Source organism: Micromonospora sp. NPDC047762, from assembly GCF_043204655.1.
Classification (GTDB): Bacteria; Actinomycetota; Actinomycetes; order Mycobacteriales; family Micromonosporaceae; genus Micromonospora.
The window spans coordinates 972,089-987,348 of record NZ_JBIDCQ010000001.1 but is presented as its reverse complement, the minus strand read 5'-3'; the positions used below and the strand labels follow the sequence as shown (position 1 = coordinate 987,348).

The window sequence follows — 15,260 nt, the reverse complement described above, 5'->3', positions numbered from 1 at the left end:
GCCCGGTCTGCCAGACTGTCGCGCGTGATCGTCGACGACCCGACCGCCCACCGCAGTCGCTGGCACTGGCGCACTCTCGACAACGCCGCCGGCGGGCTCGCCCTCGACCTGGGGCTCTACGCCGTGTCGGCCGCCTTCGCGGCGATCACAGCTGTCACATCCACCCTGCTGCCGCACCGCGCCTGGGGCGCGGTCGCCGCCGTCGGCTACCTGCTCGCGACGCTGACGGTGATCGCCCAACTTCTGCTGCGTCGACGCTCTCCAACCTCCCGGCTGACCGGTCTGCCAGCCCGCTGGGCGGTCACCGGCCTCGCCTGGGCCACCACCACACTGCTGCCCCTGGCCTGGCAGAGCATCGATCGGGCCGGTGGGCGCACCGACCGGGCCCAGGAGGAGGTGCTGGTCGTGGAGCAGGCCGGCAGTCGCCTCCTGGAACACGGCACGCCGTACCTCGGACCGGACGCCATCGCCGCTCTGCCACCGGGCGAGCAACTGATGGGCTACACCCCGTACCAGCCCGGCATGGCGATGTTCGGCCTGCCCAGGGCGCTGCTCGACACCTGGTGGACCGACTCCCGGGTCTGGTTCGCTGTGGGCACCGCGCTGGCGCTCGCCCTGGCCGTGGCCGCCCTGCGCCGAACACCGGCCACCACGGGCGAGGCCACCCCAGGCCAGGCCACCACCAGCGAGGCCACCAACGCCGCGACCCGCCGACGGGACGCCGCCCTGCTGCGCGGTGTGCAGGCCGCCACCGTACTGCCGATCTGCGCCCTCACCCTCGCCACCGGCGGTGACGACCTACCCGTACTCGCGCTCTGCCTGCTGGCCCTCGCGTTCGCCGCCGCCGACCGGCCCGGCCGGGCCGGCGTCGCGGTCGGACTCGCCGGCGCGCTGAAGTTGTTCGCCTGGCCGGTCGCCCTGGTCCTGATCGTCTGGGGTCTGACCCGACGCGCCGGCACCCGGGTCGCCGTCGGCGCGATCGGGCTGCCCGTCGCCGCACTACTGCCGGCGCTGCTGGTGGACCGCGACGCCCTCACCGAGAACGTGCTGCGCTTTCCCCTCGGCCACGGGCTGGTCACCAGCCCCGCGCAGTCCCCGTTCCCCGGCTACCTGATCGCCAACGCGCTACCCGCGGGCCGGTTGATCGCCGCCGGGCTGCTGGTCGCCGCCGGACTGGCCATCGCCGTCCGGCTCGCCCGCCGCCCGCCAAGCACCGCCGTCGCCACCGCGCTGATCTGCGGGTACGGGCTGCTCGCCGCCATCGCCCTGATGCCGACCACCCGCTTCGGCTACCTGCTGTACCCGTTGGCCCTGCTGACCTGGGCCCCCGCCCTGCACCGCCCGGTCGACACACCGACCGCCACCGTTGCCGACGAACCCTCCGGTCGGAGCACTTCGGCCTAACTTCCGGGCGGAACGGCGCGTCAGGGCGTAGACCTGAAGGCATGACCACGTACCGCGACCGGGCCGACGCCGGCCGGGTGCTCTCCGAACGGCTCACCGCGCTCATCGGCGAACCGGACGTCGTCGTCCTCGGCCTCGTCCGGGGCGGCCTGCCGGTCGCCCGGGTCGTCGCCGAACGGCTCGGCGCACCACTCGACGTGCTTGTCGTCCGCAAGCTCGGCGTGCCGTGGGCCCGGGAGGTCGCCTTCGGCGCACTCGGGCCGGGCGGTGTCCAGGTGCTCAACGACCCGGTGGCCAGCCGACTCAGCAACGACGACATCGCCGAGGTCCGACACCGGGAGCAGGCCGAACTGGAGCGCCGGGAACGGCTCTACCGGGGCGACCGCCCACAGGTGGACCTCACCGGGCGGACCGCGGTGATCGTCGACGACGGCCTCGCCACCGGGGCGACCGCCCGCGTCGCCGTCGAGGTCGTCCGCCAACTCGGGGCACACCGCGTCGTGGTCGCGGTCCCGGTTGGCGCGCAGGAGGCGTACGAACTGCTCTCCGCCGAGGCCGACCAGGTCGTCTGCGCCCAACGCCCAGCAGACTTCGGGGCGGTCAGCGCCTACTACGACGACTTCCACGAGGTGACCGACGAAGAAGTCACCGAGGCGCTCACAGCAACTGCATAGGTCCACCAGGTACCGTCGGGCGATGAGTAGCCTTACCTGTCCCAAGTGTCGCGGAGAAATGCGCCAGTACGAACGCAGTGGCGTCGTCATCGACCAGTGCGGGGAGTGCCGAGGCATCTTCCTGGACCGCGGCGAGTTGGAGAAGCTGTTCGAGGCGGAGGCCAACTGGAGCCGCCAACAGACCGGAGGCGCGCCGGGGCAGCCCGCGCAACAGCCGGCCGGCTACCCACCCCCGCCGCCCCCGCCGCACCAGCCCGGTTACGGCACCGTACCGCCGCCCCCGCCGCCCGCCCACGGCTACCCGCCGCAGCCGGCCTACGGCCACCAGCAGCAGCACCACGGCTACCACGGCCACTACCGGCAGAAGAAGCGCAAGGGCTTCCTCGACGAGATGTTCGGCTGACCCCAGGCCGACCTTCCGCCCGGGTCGATCACGCGTCGACCCGGGCACACCGCCCCCGCCATTGATCGTTGGCGCGCGCCACGCTTCGTGCGAGGCTCAATCGCATGACCGCGATCCGACCGGACGAGGCGCTGGCCCAGGCGTACGACGGCATCACAGCGGTGGTCGGTCGCCTCGACGACTCCGGCCTGCAACAGGCCACCCGGTGCCGGGGCTGGCTCATCGCCGACCTGCTCCTGCACGTGCTCGGCGACGCCCAGCGGGCACTCGTCACCCTGGCCAGCCCGGTCGACGGCCCCGCCGACGTCGACGACGTGAGCTACTGGCGCGACTTTCCCGGCGGCAACGACGACGAGGCTGCCCGCCATGCCTGGTGGGTCCGCCGCTCGGCTGCCGCCTTCGACCGTCCGACCAGGATCGTCGAACTCTGGCGGGACACCGCCCCGGCCGCGGTCCGCGCCGCCGCGTCAGCCGACCCTGACGGGTACGTGACCACCCAGGGACACGTGCTGCGCGTACCGGACTTCCTCGCCACCCTGACCACCGAGGCCGCCGTCCACCACCTGGACCTGACGCTGGAACTGCCCGACGCTCCGCCGCCCGGCCCACTGGCCGTACAGGTCGCGGTAGCGACAATGGACGGCCTGCTCAGCGACGACACAGTTCGACCCGCCGCCTGGGACGACAGCGACTTTCTGCTGAAGGCCACCGGGCGCGTACCGCTGACCGACCGGGACCGGCTGGAGCTGGGTGAGTCGGCGGGCTGGTTCCCACTGCTCGGCTGACCGACGACAGGCTGCCGCGTCGGTCAGCCGATGGCCATGTCGACGAAGCGGGACAGGTGCAGCTGAGCCGCGACGGTCACCGTGTCGGTGGGCCCATTTCGATGCTTGGCAACAATGAAATCCGCCTCCCCGGCCCGCGGCGACTCCTTGTCGTAGTAGTCGTCGCGGTGCAAGAGGATGACGACGTCAGCATCCTGCTCAATTGAGCCTGATTCACGCAGATCGGATAGCTGGGGTCGCTTGTCGGTGCGTTGCTCCGGGCCACGGTTCAGCTGACTGACCGCGATCACCGGGCACTCGACCTCCTTGGCCAACAGCTTCAGGCCACGGGACAGGTCGGCGACCTCCTGCTGGCGGCTCTCGGTGCGCTTCGGTGAGGTCATCAGCTGGAGGTAGTCGACCACGATCATCTTGAGGTCGTGCCGCTGCTTGAGCCGCCGAGCCTTGGCCCGGATCTCCATCAGGTTCATGCTCGGCGTGTCGTCGACGAAGAGTGGAGCCTCGCTGATCTCGCCCATGCACCGGGCCAGCTTGGTCCAGTCGTCGTCGGAGAGCTGACCGCTGCGCAACACGTGCAGCGGCACCCGCGCCTCGGCGGAGAGCAGCCGCATGACGATCTCGACCTTGCTCATTTCCAGCGAGAAGATGGCTGCGGCCTGGTTGGCGCGAATAGCTGCATTTCGGGCAAAGTCCATGCTGGCCGTGCTGTTGTGGGTAGGGATCATCGCCCGGCTGGCCAAGTACAGGTGTTCGTCGTTATCGACGGTCACGCACCGCACCGGAACGCTGGGGACCGGCCGGACGTCGACGATGAACCGCGAGGTCGTTCGAACGTCGGAGGTGGTGCGGCGGCGTTCGACGTGCGCATCCTGCTTCCGCCTGAGCCGGAAAACGACATCCGGGGTGGAGAAGTTCAGGGTGTACGCGATCGACGACTCGGGCAAGCGGCCGCGCACCGGCTTCGCGTTGACAGTGCAGCGGTAGCCGAGGCTGACGATGAGTTCGCGTACGTCATAAGCCAGCCGCTTCGAAGTCGACGTGTACTGGAGGTTGCCGGAGGGGGCAACGGTCCCATCGGTGTCCATCAGCCCAGCCAGCAACGCCCTGCGCTGAGCCTCCGAGGCGCGCAGATAGACGCCCGGGATGCGCTTGCTCCCCGCCACCCCGACCTGACGCAGCAACCCGAGGAAGGAACCATTCCGGTGACGGCAGTCGGCACACTTCCTCGTCGCTGGATTCTCACGCAACGCCCTGGTGGAAGCGCCACAGTCCACGCAGACACCGTTCCCCGGAGCAACGGCCGTGGGCTGCAGCAGAATGGTGTAGACCATCGGGCCGCTGGGACGCACGACGAAGCCGTCCGCCTCGATGTGCGTAACCATCTCCGGATCGGCCGTGGTGAAGCGGCTGGCGCCGCTGTGCCCGTCACCGAGCCACGTCCCCAAGGTGTAGGGCGGGATCAGCAGCTCACGGTCCGGGAGTTGGATGGGAGCGCAATTTCGAACGGCGTGGTTGAGCCGGCGTTCGACAGTGTCGGTACGCAGCGTGGCCGCGATCTCGGCAGTGGTGACGACGCCGTCGTGGTCGGCCCGGCTGCCGGTATTGACCTCTCGTTCGGCTCGTTGAAGAAGCGCGCTTAGAAGCGGACCGGCCGGATAGCCCGGCGCGGTCCAGTTCCGTGGCTTTCCGCTACGGACGATGGGACGGCTGATCCGGCCAACCGATCCGACCTCACGGGCGACGGTGTGCAGGACATGCCGGAACTCCGGCCCGACCTGCTCAATCGTGTCGAAGAGCGTGATCGGCTGGTTCCCCAGGGAGCTCAGCCGCTCATGCGCCGCACGCACGTTGACCAACGACGATTCGGGCCAGTGCCGCCTCCTCTGCCGCGCCGGTTCCTGCCGCCTGATCGCCCGCGTGGTCGTCTTCCAGAGGTGCTCCGCGTCCGCCACGATGACGGTGCCGTCGGAGAACTCGACCTCATAGCAGGGACGGTCGTGCATCACGTCGAAGGCGTGTGTGACAGTGGTCGGTGTGCCGTCCGCGGCCAGTAGCTGATCGCCCGCCTCAACCTCGCCCATCGTGGTCCAGCCGTCCGGGGTCGGCAGTGGGGTGTCGAGCGCGAGCGCCTTACCCAAACCAGGCCTGCCCGCAACGATGATCAACTGTCCGGCGTGCAGGCCGTTGAGCAGTCGATCCAGGTCGCTGAAGCCGGTCGGCACGCCGGTCATCATGCCGCCGGTCGCGCCCACTGCCTCGATCTCGTCCAGCGTCGGCTGCAACATGTCCGCGAGGATCGCGAAGTCCTCGCTGACCCGCCGTTCGGTGACGTCGTACACGGCCTGCTGGGCGAGGTCGACGACGTCGTCCACGTCGCGGCTGCCCCCGCTGGCGGTGCCGTAGCCGAGCTGCACGATCTTCGTGCCGGCCTCGACCAGTCGGCGTAGCACCGCCCGCTCGCTGACGATGCGGGCGTAGTACGCGGCGTTGGCGGCGGTGGGCACGCTGGCGATGAGTGTGTGCAGGTACGGCGCGCCACCGATGCGTACCAGATCCCCGGAGTCGGCGAGGGCCGCCGCGACCGTGATCGAGTCGGCCGGCTCACCCCGGCCGTAGATGTCGAGGATGATGTCGAAGATGGTGGCGTGCACCGGCCGGTAGAAGTCGTTGGTCTTGAGGATCTCGACGACATCGGCGATGGCGTCCTTGGAGAGCAGCATGCCGCCGAGGACGCACTGCTCGGCCGCGACGTCCTGGGGCGGGGTCTTGTCGAACTGGCCATCCCGCTGTGCGGGTGGCTGGCCTCCGCCGGAGCGTGGCTCTGCCCGCATGTCGTCGGTGACCGACACGGGTCCCCCCTCCACTGCGCCGGATCCAACCCCAGCTCTACTGCTGGGGTGCGACACGTCTCCTCCGACCGGGCCGGTCGATCGGGGGCCATCGCCGGCGGTCGAGGGCCAACCATACGGACCCCGAGGTCAGAGACTCAACAACGCCGGTGGACGAGCCTCGGGACAACCTGTGGATCCCGGTGGACAGCATGTGCGCAGCGTGTGCACAGCCTGTGGATAACCATTGGGGAATTCTCGACCATAATTCGTTGACCTGCGAAGACATACTCCCCAGCCTGTGGAGGAGAATATTTCGGTCGGGCCTGTGACACGATCGTCCCGTACTATCTCCAGCGAACGGCTACACCTGGACAGCGGATTCCGCTTTCGGTTCAGAAGGGTCACACTCCGGCCGTGAATTACCGGGACTGGGGACGCGGCGATGGCAGCCCGCGCGAGCGCCAGCCAACCGCCTCGTGGAGTGAGCGCGCGGCGTCTGTTCCGGTTGATCCGTACGACGAGGACGGGCGCTACCGCACCTCCAGCCGTCGACGTGCGTTGGAACGCGGCCAGGACGAGCCTGTCGACGCCTACCTGCCCCGGTGGGCGCTGGAGTCAGGGGTCCGGCACGCGGACGGCGCTGGTCGGCACGCGGCACCGGACGACGACGAGGACGAGCCCGAGCGGCCGATCTCCGGGGCGGGCCGACGGTCCGCCGAGTCGTCGGGTGGTCGGCGGCGGGGCAGCGAGCCGCGTCGACGGGAGCAGGCAGCGATCGGCCCGGCGCCAGACTCGGACCACACCCGGGAGTGGACGCTCGACCGTCCGCAGGACCAGGGTTATTCCGGCCGCCGACGGGCCGACGCCGGCGAGGACGAGCCAATCTCTGGTGCTGTCTCGGAGCGGCGTCCCCGCCGCGCGCCGGTTGGCCGTCCGCAGGTGATCTGGTCGGGCGGGGAGCCGGAGTCCCCCCCGAGCGAGCAGGTCCCGGACCAGGAGCCGAGCCGTCCCACCCGGCGTAGCCGTCGTGCGGCGGAGGAGTCCTGGTCCCGTCCGGCGGCCGACCCGTGGGTCCGCAGTTCGGAGCAGGTGGCAGAGCCGGATCCGTCGTACCCGCCTGCTGTGGACCCGTGGGACGCCTCGGGCGTGCACGCGTGGCCGCCGGCGGCCGGCGCGGACAGCGGGGACCTGAGCGGGCAGTGGTCGGCGGTGGAAAGTGTCGGCGGCTGGGAACGGTCGGACCGCACCGGCCAGTGGGAGCGGTCCGCGATCGAGGACGACCAGTGGGACCGTACGCTGGCGCCGCGCTCCGATCGCCCGGCACCTGCCGAGGGGTGGCCGAGCCGGGAGGACGGGTTCTGGTCCGGCACCCGGTTGGCTGATGACGACCCGCGTTGGATGGACCCGACGACGTCGGCGCCCCGGTCTCCGGTGGTGGGATACACCGCCCCACGGCCACGCAGCGCGCCTGCGCCTGCGGCGCGTCCGGGCGCGCCGCGTCCGGGTGCGCCCCGACGTAGGGCGGACCGGCCGGCGGTGGGCACGGCGTCGGTACGTCGGCGGGTCGAGTCGGCGGCCACGGGTGCCTGGGCGCGGCGCTTGGAGGACGACCTGCTCGACCCGGATCCGGGTGGGTCCGTCCGGCCTCTGCTGTATACGGCGGCCTGTTACCTGGTGCCGGCGATGCTGATCTTCGTTTGGCTGTTGACGTTGGACAGCCAGGCGCCGGCTGGTTGTGTGACAGACATCAGCGGGGGCGGGTGTGAGTCCGCCCGGTCCCGCGCGCTGGAGTCACTCCTGGCCGGTTCGCCGCGCTTCGGTCTGGCCCTGGTGAGCAGCCTGGTGGTGGCGGCCCTGCTGCGGCGGGTGGGTACGACCTGGCGCTCGGCGACCATCGCGGTGGCCGCCGCGGTGGTGGGCGGTGGCCTCTCCACGGTGTTGATCAGCGCGGTGACGGGCCAGCCCATCGGGTGACCCGTCGGCGGGCACGCCCGGCCGTGGCCCTGGTTGCCGCGTTGGACGACGTACGCACGAGAGCCCGCACCGATCGCTCGGTGCGGGCTCTCGTGGTGGTGTTGCGGACGTCAGCCCTGAACGACGTTCAGGTTGAACGACGCGGTCACCTCGGGGTGCAGCTTGATCTTCACCGGGTAGGTGCCGGTCGACTTGATGTGACCGGGCACCTCCAGCCGACGCCGGTCGAGGACCGGGCCGCTGGCCGTCTTGACGGCGTCGACGATCTCGGCCGGGGTGACCGAGCCGAAGAGTCGCCCGCCGTCGCCGGCGCGGACCTTCAGGTTGACCTTGAGACCCTCGAGCTGAGCCTTGACCTCGTTGGCGTGGTCGAGGTCGCGGATCTCGCGAGCCCCACGGGCCCGCTTGATAACCGTGACCTGCTTTTCCGCGCCCTTGGTCCAGGCGATCGCGAAGCCCTGCGGCAGCAGGTAGTTACGGCCGTAGCCGTTCTTGACCTCGACGATGTCGCCCGGGGCACCGAGGCCGGACACTTCCTGAGTCAGGATGATCTTCATATCGGTGCCTCCTCTCAGCGGGTGGTGGCCGTGTACGGCAGGAGCGCCATCTCACGGGCGTTCTTGACCGCGCGGGCGATCTGCCTCTGCTGCTGCGAGGTCACGCCGGTCACCCGACGAGCGCGGATCTTGCCGCGATCGGAGATGAACTTGCGCAGCAGCGCGGTGTCCTTGTAATCGATGTAGGCGATCCCGTCCTTGTCGAGCGGGTTCACCTTCTTCTTCGGCTTGCGCAGTGCCGCAGCCTTGGCCGTTGCACGTGCTCCTGGTTTGCGATCGCGAGCGCTAGGCGCCATTAGAACGGTGGCTCCTCGTCAAAATTGGCGCCCGAACCGGCACGCGCGGGAGAGGGAGCGGCCGAAGCCCAGGGGTCGTCGAAGTTGCCTCCGCCGCCACCCTGGTTGCCACCACCACCGCCGCCACCGAAGCCGCCGCCACCGCCGCCGGAGCGGGACATCTTCTGCACCTTGGCCGTGGCGTAGCGCAGCGACGGGCCGATCTCGTCGACCTCAAGCTCGATGACTGTGCGCTTCTCACCCTCGCGGGTCTCGTACGACCGCTGACGCAGCCGGCCCGACACGATCACCCGGGCGCCACGCTGCAGCGACTCGGCGACGTGCTCGGCGGCCTGCCGCCACACGGTGCATGCGAGGAACAGCGGCTCGCCGTCCTTCCATTCGTTCGACGCCTTGTCCATGAAACGGGGCGTCGAAGCGACTCGGAACTTGGCGACCGCAGCCCCGGAGGGGGTGAACCGCAACTCGGGGTCATCGGTCAGATTGCCGATGACCGTGATGGTGGTGTCTCCTGCCATGACCATCTCCTCGCGCACTCAGCGTCTCGTCGTACAGGCTCTCAGAGCCCTCCGACAGAGTCGCGGAGGCTGATCCGGACGAACCGGGGGTTGGAAGGCTTAGCGCATTTCCGGTCGGATGACCTTGGTGCGCAGCACGGACTCGTTGAGCCGGAGCTGACGGTCCAGCTCGGCCACCGCAGCAGGCGTGGCCTGCAGGTCGATGACGGCGTAGATGCCCTCGGCCTTTTTGTTGATCTCGTACGCGAGGCGCCGGCGGCCCCACACGTCGGTCTTCTCAACCGAGCCACCCGCGGTCCGAATCACGTTCAGGTACGTGTCGAGCGACGGTGCGACGGTGCGCTCCTCGAGGCTGGAGTCGAGGATGACCATCAGTTCGTAGTGACGCAAGACGTGCTCACCTCCTGTGGGCTAAGCGGCCACGGTCCTTCCGTGGCAGGAGGTCTTGTGTCGCTGCCCGCACGCGCCGAGGGAACTCGGCCGGACGCGGACAACCTGACCAGGATACCCGGTCCCAACGATCATGCCCGGGGTGGTCGGGACCGGACCAGGACGAGCCGACGGGGGCCCACCGTCCGACCGTCAACCGGTCGGTGGTGAACCCCCGTCTACGAGGCCGCGGGGCGTCCGGTCCGCATTCCTTGGGTGGGACCTGGGGAGGAACGACCACACCGATGAGGTTGGACCGAAGACGCCCCGCGGAGCTTTATCGTGTTGTTATCTGACGATACAACAGCACTCGTACCTTGTAGGGGGGAAAAGCACAATTCTCCGAGATTCGTCGTCGCTCGGTACCCGTTGTGCGATGGGTCGCCCCCGCTGCGCCGGGCCGCGCCGCGGGGGTGACCTCGCTGTCGGCCGTCGACCGCCGGTCGCCGTGTGCGACGCTCGCGCCGCTGGCGGCACCGGGACGCTGGTCGCCGGTTCACACCCATCAACGATCGTCGGTCCCTCCGGTGACGCGACACCGCCCCGGCCGTCGCCTCGCCGGTCGGGGGCGCGACGTAGGCTCGCTCGCATGCGTATCGGAGCCCACGTCGACTCGACCGACCCGCTGGCGGAGGCGGCCGCCCGGTCCGCCGAGACCGTGCAGTTCTTCCTCGCCGACCCACAGGGTTGGAAGGCGCCCAAGCCTCGCGAAGATGCCGATCGGCTGCGCGCCGCCGAGGTCGACCTCTACGTGCACGCGCCGTACGTCATCAACGTGGCCACACTCAACAACCGCATCCGGATCCCGAGCCGCAAGCTGCTGCTCGGGCACGCCAACGCCGCCACCGCCATCGGTGCCAAGGGCCTGATCGTCCACGGTGGGCACGTCAACGCCGGCGACGACCTGGCCGTGGGCTTCGACAACTGGCGCAAGACCTTCGCGTACGCGGCGGACTCCGGCGGTTTCGGCGTACCGGTCCTGATCGAGAACACCGCCGGCGGCGACAACGCCTGCGCCCGACGGCTGGACGCGCTCGCCCGACTCTGGGACGCCATCGGTGACTACGAGGTCGGCTTCTGCCTGGACACCTGCCACGCGTACGCGGGCGGCGAGGAGCTGCTCGGCCTGGTCGACCGGGTCAAGGCGATCACCGGGCGGATCGACCTGGTGCACGCCAACAACTCCAAGGGCGCGTTCAACTCCGGCCAGGACCGACACGACAACCTGGGCGGCGGGACGATCGACCCGGAGCTGGTGGTTGCGGTGATCCGGGCGGCCGGCGCGCCGGTGGTCGTCGAGACACCGGGCGGCGTGACCGGCCAGGCCGCCGACATCGACTTTCTGCGTGAGCAGCTCGGAGCGGAGAGCCCTGCGGCATGACGAGCGGACAGCCCGGGACCGGCAACGCGCGGCCCACCCCCACCGGCGCGGCCGGCGAGAGCCAACCCGCCACCACTGCCGCGGCCGGCACCCCCACCCAGCCGGCTCGCACCTCCGACACGGCCCCCGCCGGGACCATCGCGGACCAGTCCCCACCTGTCGGCGGCGACACGACCGGAGCCACCCCGAACGGCGACGCCGGGGCAGACCGCGCGACGAGTGGTGCCGCCAGTAAGGACACGGCCCGGCACGGCGACAAGCAGGGCAACGCGGCCAAGAAGGACGACGCGGCCAAGAAAGACGCTGGCCAGGGCGGCACCGCAACCAGCGACAGCACCGCCACGGGCACCGACGCATCCGAGAACAGCGGCACGGTCGATGGCGCGGCCAGGGACAGCGGCACGACCAAGGACAGCGGCACGACCAAAGACAGCAAGCCGGCTAAGGACAGCGACCCGGCCAAGGACGTGAAGGCGGACGGCGCCGACGCTACGGACAAGGCCGACAGCGAGGCGAAGCCGGTCGGTCCGGAGCGTTGGGAGGCGTTCGCCTCCGCACCGGAGCCACGGCCCTCCATCTTCAGCCGGGCGGGTCGGGCGGTCGGGCGGTTCCTGATCCACGAGTGGACTCTGGCCGCCCTCGGCGCGTTGGCACTGGCCGTGTTGATGACCTGGCCGACGCTGCGCTATCCGCGCTACACCCTTCCGCAGGACTACTGGGACCCGAGCCTGCAAGCCTGGCAGATGGCCTGGTCCGGGCACATCCTGCTGGCCGAGCCGGCGCGGCTGTGGCAGTCCAACACGTTCTTCCCCGAGCTGTGGAGCTTCGCGTTCTCCGACACGCTGCTCGGGTACGCCCCGGCCGGGATGCTCGGCAGCGGTCCCGAGGACGCCGTGCTGCGCTACAACATCATGTTCGTGCTGGCGCACGCGCTCGCCACGCTCGGGGCGTACGCGCTGGCCCGACAGCTCGGGGCCGGCCGGATCGGCGGCGCCGTCGCGGGCGTGAGCTACACCTACGCGCCGTGGCTGCTGGCCCAGGCCGGGCACCTGCACGTGCTGTCGAACGGGGGCATTCCGCTGGCGCTGGCGATGCTGGCGCGCGGGCACGGGTGGTCGCTGCGACACGGCTACCGGCCGGAGCGCCGGCACGACGGTTGGGTCTACGCGGGTTGGCTGGTGGCGGCCTGGCAGCTCAGCCTCGGCTTCGGCATCGGGCTGCCGTTCGCGTACTTCCTGGCCGGTGCGGTGCTGGTCACTGCCGTCCTGTTCTTCGCGCGGCGGCTGCGCACCGGGCAGGCCGTTCCGTTCGGTCGCCGGTTGTTCGCCGCGGACGTGCTCGGCGGGGTGTTGTTCGCCGGCGTCGGCCTGCTGATGGCGTTCCCGTTCTTCAAGGTGACCGAGCTGCACCCGTACGCCGAGCGCACCATCGGCGACATCAGCCTCTTCTCGCCACCGGCATCGGGCTTCGTGACAGCACCCGGGGAGTCGCGGATCTGGGGTGGGCTGCACGAGGGTGCACGGGCAGCGCTGCCGTGGCACCCGGAGATGACCCTGCTGCCGGGCTTCGTGCTCTACGCGCTCGCCGCGGGCGGGTTGTTCTTCTCGGTCTGGCGGTTGCGGCACCGACTGCTGCTGCTCGCCGGGGTGCTGCTGACGATGGTCTTCGCGATGGGCACCCGTTTCTTCGACGGCACCTTCACCTACGTTCCCCTCTTCGAGCACCTGCCGGGCTGGAGCGCGTTGCGTACCCCCGGGCGGTTGATGCTCTGGACCACGTTGTTGCTCGGCCTGCTCGCGGCGGGCGCGGTCACCGCGCTCACCGACCGGGTCCGCGAGTTGACCGCGCAGCGGATTCCGTCGTGGCCGGGGCCGTGGCTGCGGATGGCCACCCTGCTGCCGTTGCTGCTGGTCACCGTCGAGGGCCTGAACACCACCCCGCACCCGGTGGTGCCGACCCAACCGGCGGCGATGCGTTCGGCGGAGGGGCCGCTGCTGGTGCTGCCCAGCAATCAGAGCCTCGACCAGCACGTGATGCTCTGGTCGACCAGTGGGTTCCCCGACGTGGTCAACGGCGGGAGCGGCTTCACACCGCGCCAGCTCGACGATGTCCGTCGGGTGAGCCAGTCGTTCCCGGACCAGACGAGCATCGAATACCTGCGCACGCTCGGCGTCCGCACTGTGGTGCTGCTGCGCGGCCAGGTGGCTGGCACGCCGTGGGAAATCACCATCGACGCGCCGGTCGAGTCGCTCGGCATCAGCCGGCAGGAGGTCGGGGAGGCCGTCGTCTACCGCCTGTAAAGCTTTAGGGCGGGTTTTCGGGGGAGCCCACCCGGCTCCGGGCGGTCAGGCTTGATCCCTGCGCCGGGCGGGCTCCCCCGAAAACCCTGACGTGGTGCCGGCCGCGGTCGGCTTGAGGGTCAGGTCGTGTGCACCGGTACGGGTGCTTGTTCGCTTCTCGCGGGGCGGCGCCAGCGGTCTATCCAGGGGGCGTCCGGGGCGCCGTCGAGAACCCCGCCGTCCGGGTCGTCCGGGTAGGTGGCCCGCACCGCGTCCTGCTCAGGGTGCAGGATCTCCTTGACGACGAACACGCAGAGCACCACCACAGTGGCCAGTCGCAACGTCGAGGCCAGCACGAACACCCCCTCCGGGAAGACGGGCTTGCTGGTTGCCGCGCCGAGCAGTTCCCCGTAGAAGGCGACGAAGTAGCAGACCTCGGCGATCTGCCAGGCCAGGAACGCGCCCCACTTCGGCCGGGCGAGCACCACCAGCGGGAGCATCCAGAGCACGAACTGCTGCGACCAGACCTTGCTGAAGATCAGGAACGCGGCGACCACCAGGAAGGCGAGCTGACCCAGCCGGGGTCGGCGCGGTGCCCGCAGCGCCAGCACCGCGATGCCGAGGCACGCCAGCCCGAACAGTGCGTACGAGACGGTATTGAGGGTCGGGATGTTGGCGTTGAGCCACTCGAACGGGCCGAGGTTGGCGGGGTCGTTGCCGACCTTGCCGTCAAGGTAGCGTCCGATGTACCAGAGCGTGCCCCAGTCGATCGGCCGGGTGGTGTTCAGCTCGAAGAACCGGTCCCAGTTCTCCGGGTACGCCCGCGCGGCCGGCAGGTTCACCAGGACCACCGCCGCGACAGCCGTCCCGATGGCGGTGAGCGCGGCCCGAACCCGGTCGGCCCGTAGCGCCAGGATGAGGATCGGCCCGAGCAGGAACAGCGGCCAGAGCTTCGCCGCGCCGGCCAACCCGAGCAGCACGCCGGCCAATGCCGGTCGTCTTCGAGCCCAGGCGAGCAGGCCGAAGGCTGCCAGCCCGATGGCGAGCAGGTCCCAGTTGACGGTGGCGGTGAGCACCAGAGCCGGGGCGAGTGCGAACATCGCCGCGTCCCAGGGTCGTCGTCGGCGCAACGACAGGATCACCGCCACCGTGGCCACCGCGAGCGCGCCCAGCACCAGCGCGTTGAGGTTGTAGAACCACTGGCCCTGGTTGATGCTCGGATCGCCGTCACCGATGGCGTGCACCGGCAGACCCAGCGCCCCCATGAAGTAGCCGGTCAGCACCGGGTACTCGACCGGGTGGTCGCGGTAGGGCACCTTGCCCTCGTTGAGCCCTTCGGCGTAGTAGAGGGCGAGGACGTCGGTGTAGCAGAACCGGGTGTACTGGACGTTGTTCTGCCAGGCGCCGTTCTGGCAGGGCGATTTCTGCACCCAGTGCAGCGCGAGCGTGAGGCACACCAGCGCCAGCACGATCCGCGCGGCCGTCCAGAAACGATGCTCCCGACCGGCCGGCCGGTTCAGCGTTGTCGCGTGGTCGCCGAGCGGCCCGCCGATGACGCTGGAGATGCCGCGGACGAACCCGTCGGAGCGGGACGGGTGATCGGTGGTTCCGGCGTCGTCGATGCCGGGCGTCGACTGGGTGCTCATGAAGAGGCATCCTGCCGTACGACAGGGGTGCCCGTCCTGTCCCGGCGCGGAGTTCCGGGTACGAAAACGCCGCCGCCGGCCGG

At 70.2% G+C, this 15,260-nt stretch carries 13 protein-coding genes; 7 read left to right on the top strand and 6 right to left on the bottom strand.

Features of this window, described 5'->3' with window-relative positions; all coding sequences use genetic code 11:
* The first annotated feature begins 24 nt into the window (after positions 1–24).
* The 4 genes from ACGF3C_RS04795 (at position 25) to ACGF3C_RS04780 (ending at position 3,266) form a co-directional block, all read left to right on the top strand.
* Positions 25–1,404, top strand: coding sequence for a glycosyltransferase 87 family protein (locus tag ACGF3C_RS04795; protein WP_393218755.1), 1,380 nt, complete (start codon positions 25–27; stop codon positions 1,402–1,404).
* A 41-nt stretch (positions 1,405–1,445) separates the two neighbouring features.
* On the top strand, positions 1,446–2,078 hold the full coding sequence (locus tag ACGF3C_RS04790; protein WP_357227162.1) for a phosphoribosyltransferase: 633 nt from the start codon (positions 1,446–1,448) through the stop codon (positions 2,076–2,078).
* Between the two features lie 22 nt (positions 2,079–2,100).
* The gene (locus ACGF3C_RS04785) at positions 2,101–2,481 is read left to right on the top strand and encodes a zf-TFIIB domain-containing protein (protein WP_357227160.1); all 381 of its coding nucleotides are present in this window, start codon (positions 2,101–2,103) and stop codon (positions 2,479–2,481) included.
* A gap of 104 nt (positions 2,482–2,585) precedes the next feature.
* The gene (locus ACGF3C_RS04780; RefSeq protein ID WP_393218751.1) at positions 2,586–3,266 is read left to right on the top strand and encodes a maleylpyruvate isomerase N-terminal domain-containing protein; all 681 of its coding nucleotides are present in this window, start codon (positions 2,586–2,588) and stop codon (positions 3,264–3,266) included.
* A gap of 23 nt (positions 3,267–3,289) precedes the next feature.
* On the opposite strand, the gene dnaB is transcribed toward ACGF3C_RS04780, so the two are convergent.
* Positions 3,290–6,130, bottom strand: a complete 2,841-nt coding sequence (gene dnaB / locus ACGF3C_RS04775; RefSeq protein WP_357227155.1) for a replicative DNA helicase — start codon at positions 6,128–6,130, stop codon at positions 3,290–3,292.
* Positions 6,131–6,511: 381 nt separating this feature from the next.
* Between dnaB and ACGF3C_RS04770 the strand changes: the two genes are divergently transcribed.
* A complete protein-coding gene (locus ACGF3C_RS04770) occupies positions 6,512–8,071 on the top strand; it encodes a hypothetical protein (protein ID WP_393218746.1) in 1,560 nt (519 codons plus the stop codon).
* Positions 8,072–8,181: 110 nt separating this feature from the next.
* Here ACGF3C_RS04770 and rplI read toward each other — a convergent pair whose 3' ends face one another.
* The 4 genes from rplI to rpsF all read right to left on the bottom strand — a co-directional run bounded on the left by rplI (position 8,182) and on the right by rpsF (position 9,832).
* A complete protein-coding gene (gene rplI / locus ACGF3C_RS04765) occupies positions 8,182–8,628 on the bottom strand; it encodes a 50S ribosomal protein L9 (RefSeq protein WP_145778354.1) in 447 nt (148 codons plus the stop codon).
* Positions 8,629–8,642: 14 nt separating this feature from the next.
* The gene (rpsR, locus tag ACGF3C_RS04760; RefSeq protein WP_051723758.1) at positions 8,643–8,924 is read right to left on the bottom strand and encodes a 30S ribosomal protein S18; all 282 of its coding nucleotides are present in this window, start codon (positions 8,922–8,924) and stop codon (positions 8,643–8,645) included.
* Positions 8,924–9,460, bottom strand: coding sequence for a single-stranded DNA-binding protein (locus ACGF3C_RS04755; protein WP_181518404.1), 537 nt, complete (start codon positions 9,458–9,460; stop codon positions 8,924–8,926). Before ACGF3C_RS04755 ends, rpsR begins: the two co-directional genes overlap by 1 nt.
* Before the next feature lie 81 nt (positions 9,461–9,541).
* Positions 9,542–9,832: a 30S ribosomal protein S6 gene (gene rpsF / locus ACGF3C_RS04750; RefSeq protein WP_036391391.1), complete on the bottom strand. Its 291-nt coding sequence runs from the start codon at positions 9,830–9,832 to the stop codon at positions 9,542–9,544.
* Positions 9,833–10,460: 628 nt separating this feature from the next.
* Here rpsF and ACGF3C_RS04745 point away from each other — a divergent pair.
* Both ACGF3C_RS04745 and ACGF3C_RS04740 read left to right on the top strand, forming a co-directional pair.
* Positions 10,461–11,252, top strand: a complete 792-nt coding sequence (locus ACGF3C_RS04745; protein WP_357201849.1) for a deoxyribonuclease IV — start codon at positions 10,461–10,463, stop codon at positions 11,250–11,252.
* Positions 11,249–13,552, top strand: a complete 2,304-nt coding sequence (locus ACGF3C_RS04740) for a hypothetical protein (protein WP_393218739.1) — start codon at positions 11,249–11,251, stop codon at positions 13,550–13,552. Before ACGF3C_RS04745 ends, ACGF3C_RS04740 begins: the two co-directional genes overlap by 4 nt.
* 119 nt (positions 13,553–13,671) lie before the next feature.
* On the opposite strand, the gene ACGF3C_RS04735 is transcribed toward ACGF3C_RS04740, so the two are convergent.
* Positions 13,672–15,177 carry a glycosyltransferase family 87 protein gene (locus tag ACGF3C_RS04735; RefSeq protein WP_393218736.1) on the bottom strand — a complete coding sequence of 502 codons (1,506 nt, stop codon included), beginning with the start codon at positions 15,175–15,177 and terminating at the stop codon, positions 13,672–13,674.
* Positions 15,178–15,260 lie beyond the last annotated feature (83 nt).

What these genes read in the sequence shown, in the direction of transcription:
- ACGF3C_RS04740 (WP_393218739.1), top strand. Translation starts at nt 11,249, where the DNA reads ATGACGAGCGGACAGCCCGGGACCGGCAACGCGCGGCCCACCCCCACC.
- ACGF3C_RS04735 (WP_393218736.1), bottom strand. Translation starts at nt 15,177, where the DNA reads ATGAGCACCCAGTCGACGCCCGGCATCGACGACGCCGGAACCACCGAT.
- ACGF3C_RS04780 (WP_393218751.1), top strand. Translation starts at nt 2,586, where the DNA reads ATGACCGCGATCCGACCGGACGAGGCGCTGGCCCAGGCGTACGACGGC.
- ACGF3C_RS04745 (WP_357201849.1), top strand. Translation starts at nt 10,461, where the DNA reads ATGCGTATCGGAGCCCACGTCGACTCGACCGACCCGCTGGCGGAGGCG.
- rplI (WP_145778354.1), bottom strand. Translation starts at nt 8,628, where the DNA reads ATGAAGATCATCCTGACTCAGGAAGTGTCCGGCCTCGGTGCCCCGGGC.
- rpsR (WP_051723758.1), bottom strand. Translation starts at nt 8,924, where the DNA reads ATGGCGCCTAGCGCTCGCGATCGCAAACCAGGAGCACGTGCAACGGCC.
- ACGF3C_RS04785 (WP_357227160.1), top strand. Translation starts at nt 2,101, where the DNA reads ATGAGTAGCCTTACCTGTCCCAAGTGTCGCGGAGAAATGCGCCAGTAC.
- ACGF3C_RS04790 (WP_357227162.1), top strand. Translation starts at nt 1,446, where the DNA reads ATGACCACGTACCGCGACCGGGCCGACGCCGGCCGGGTGCTCTCCGAA.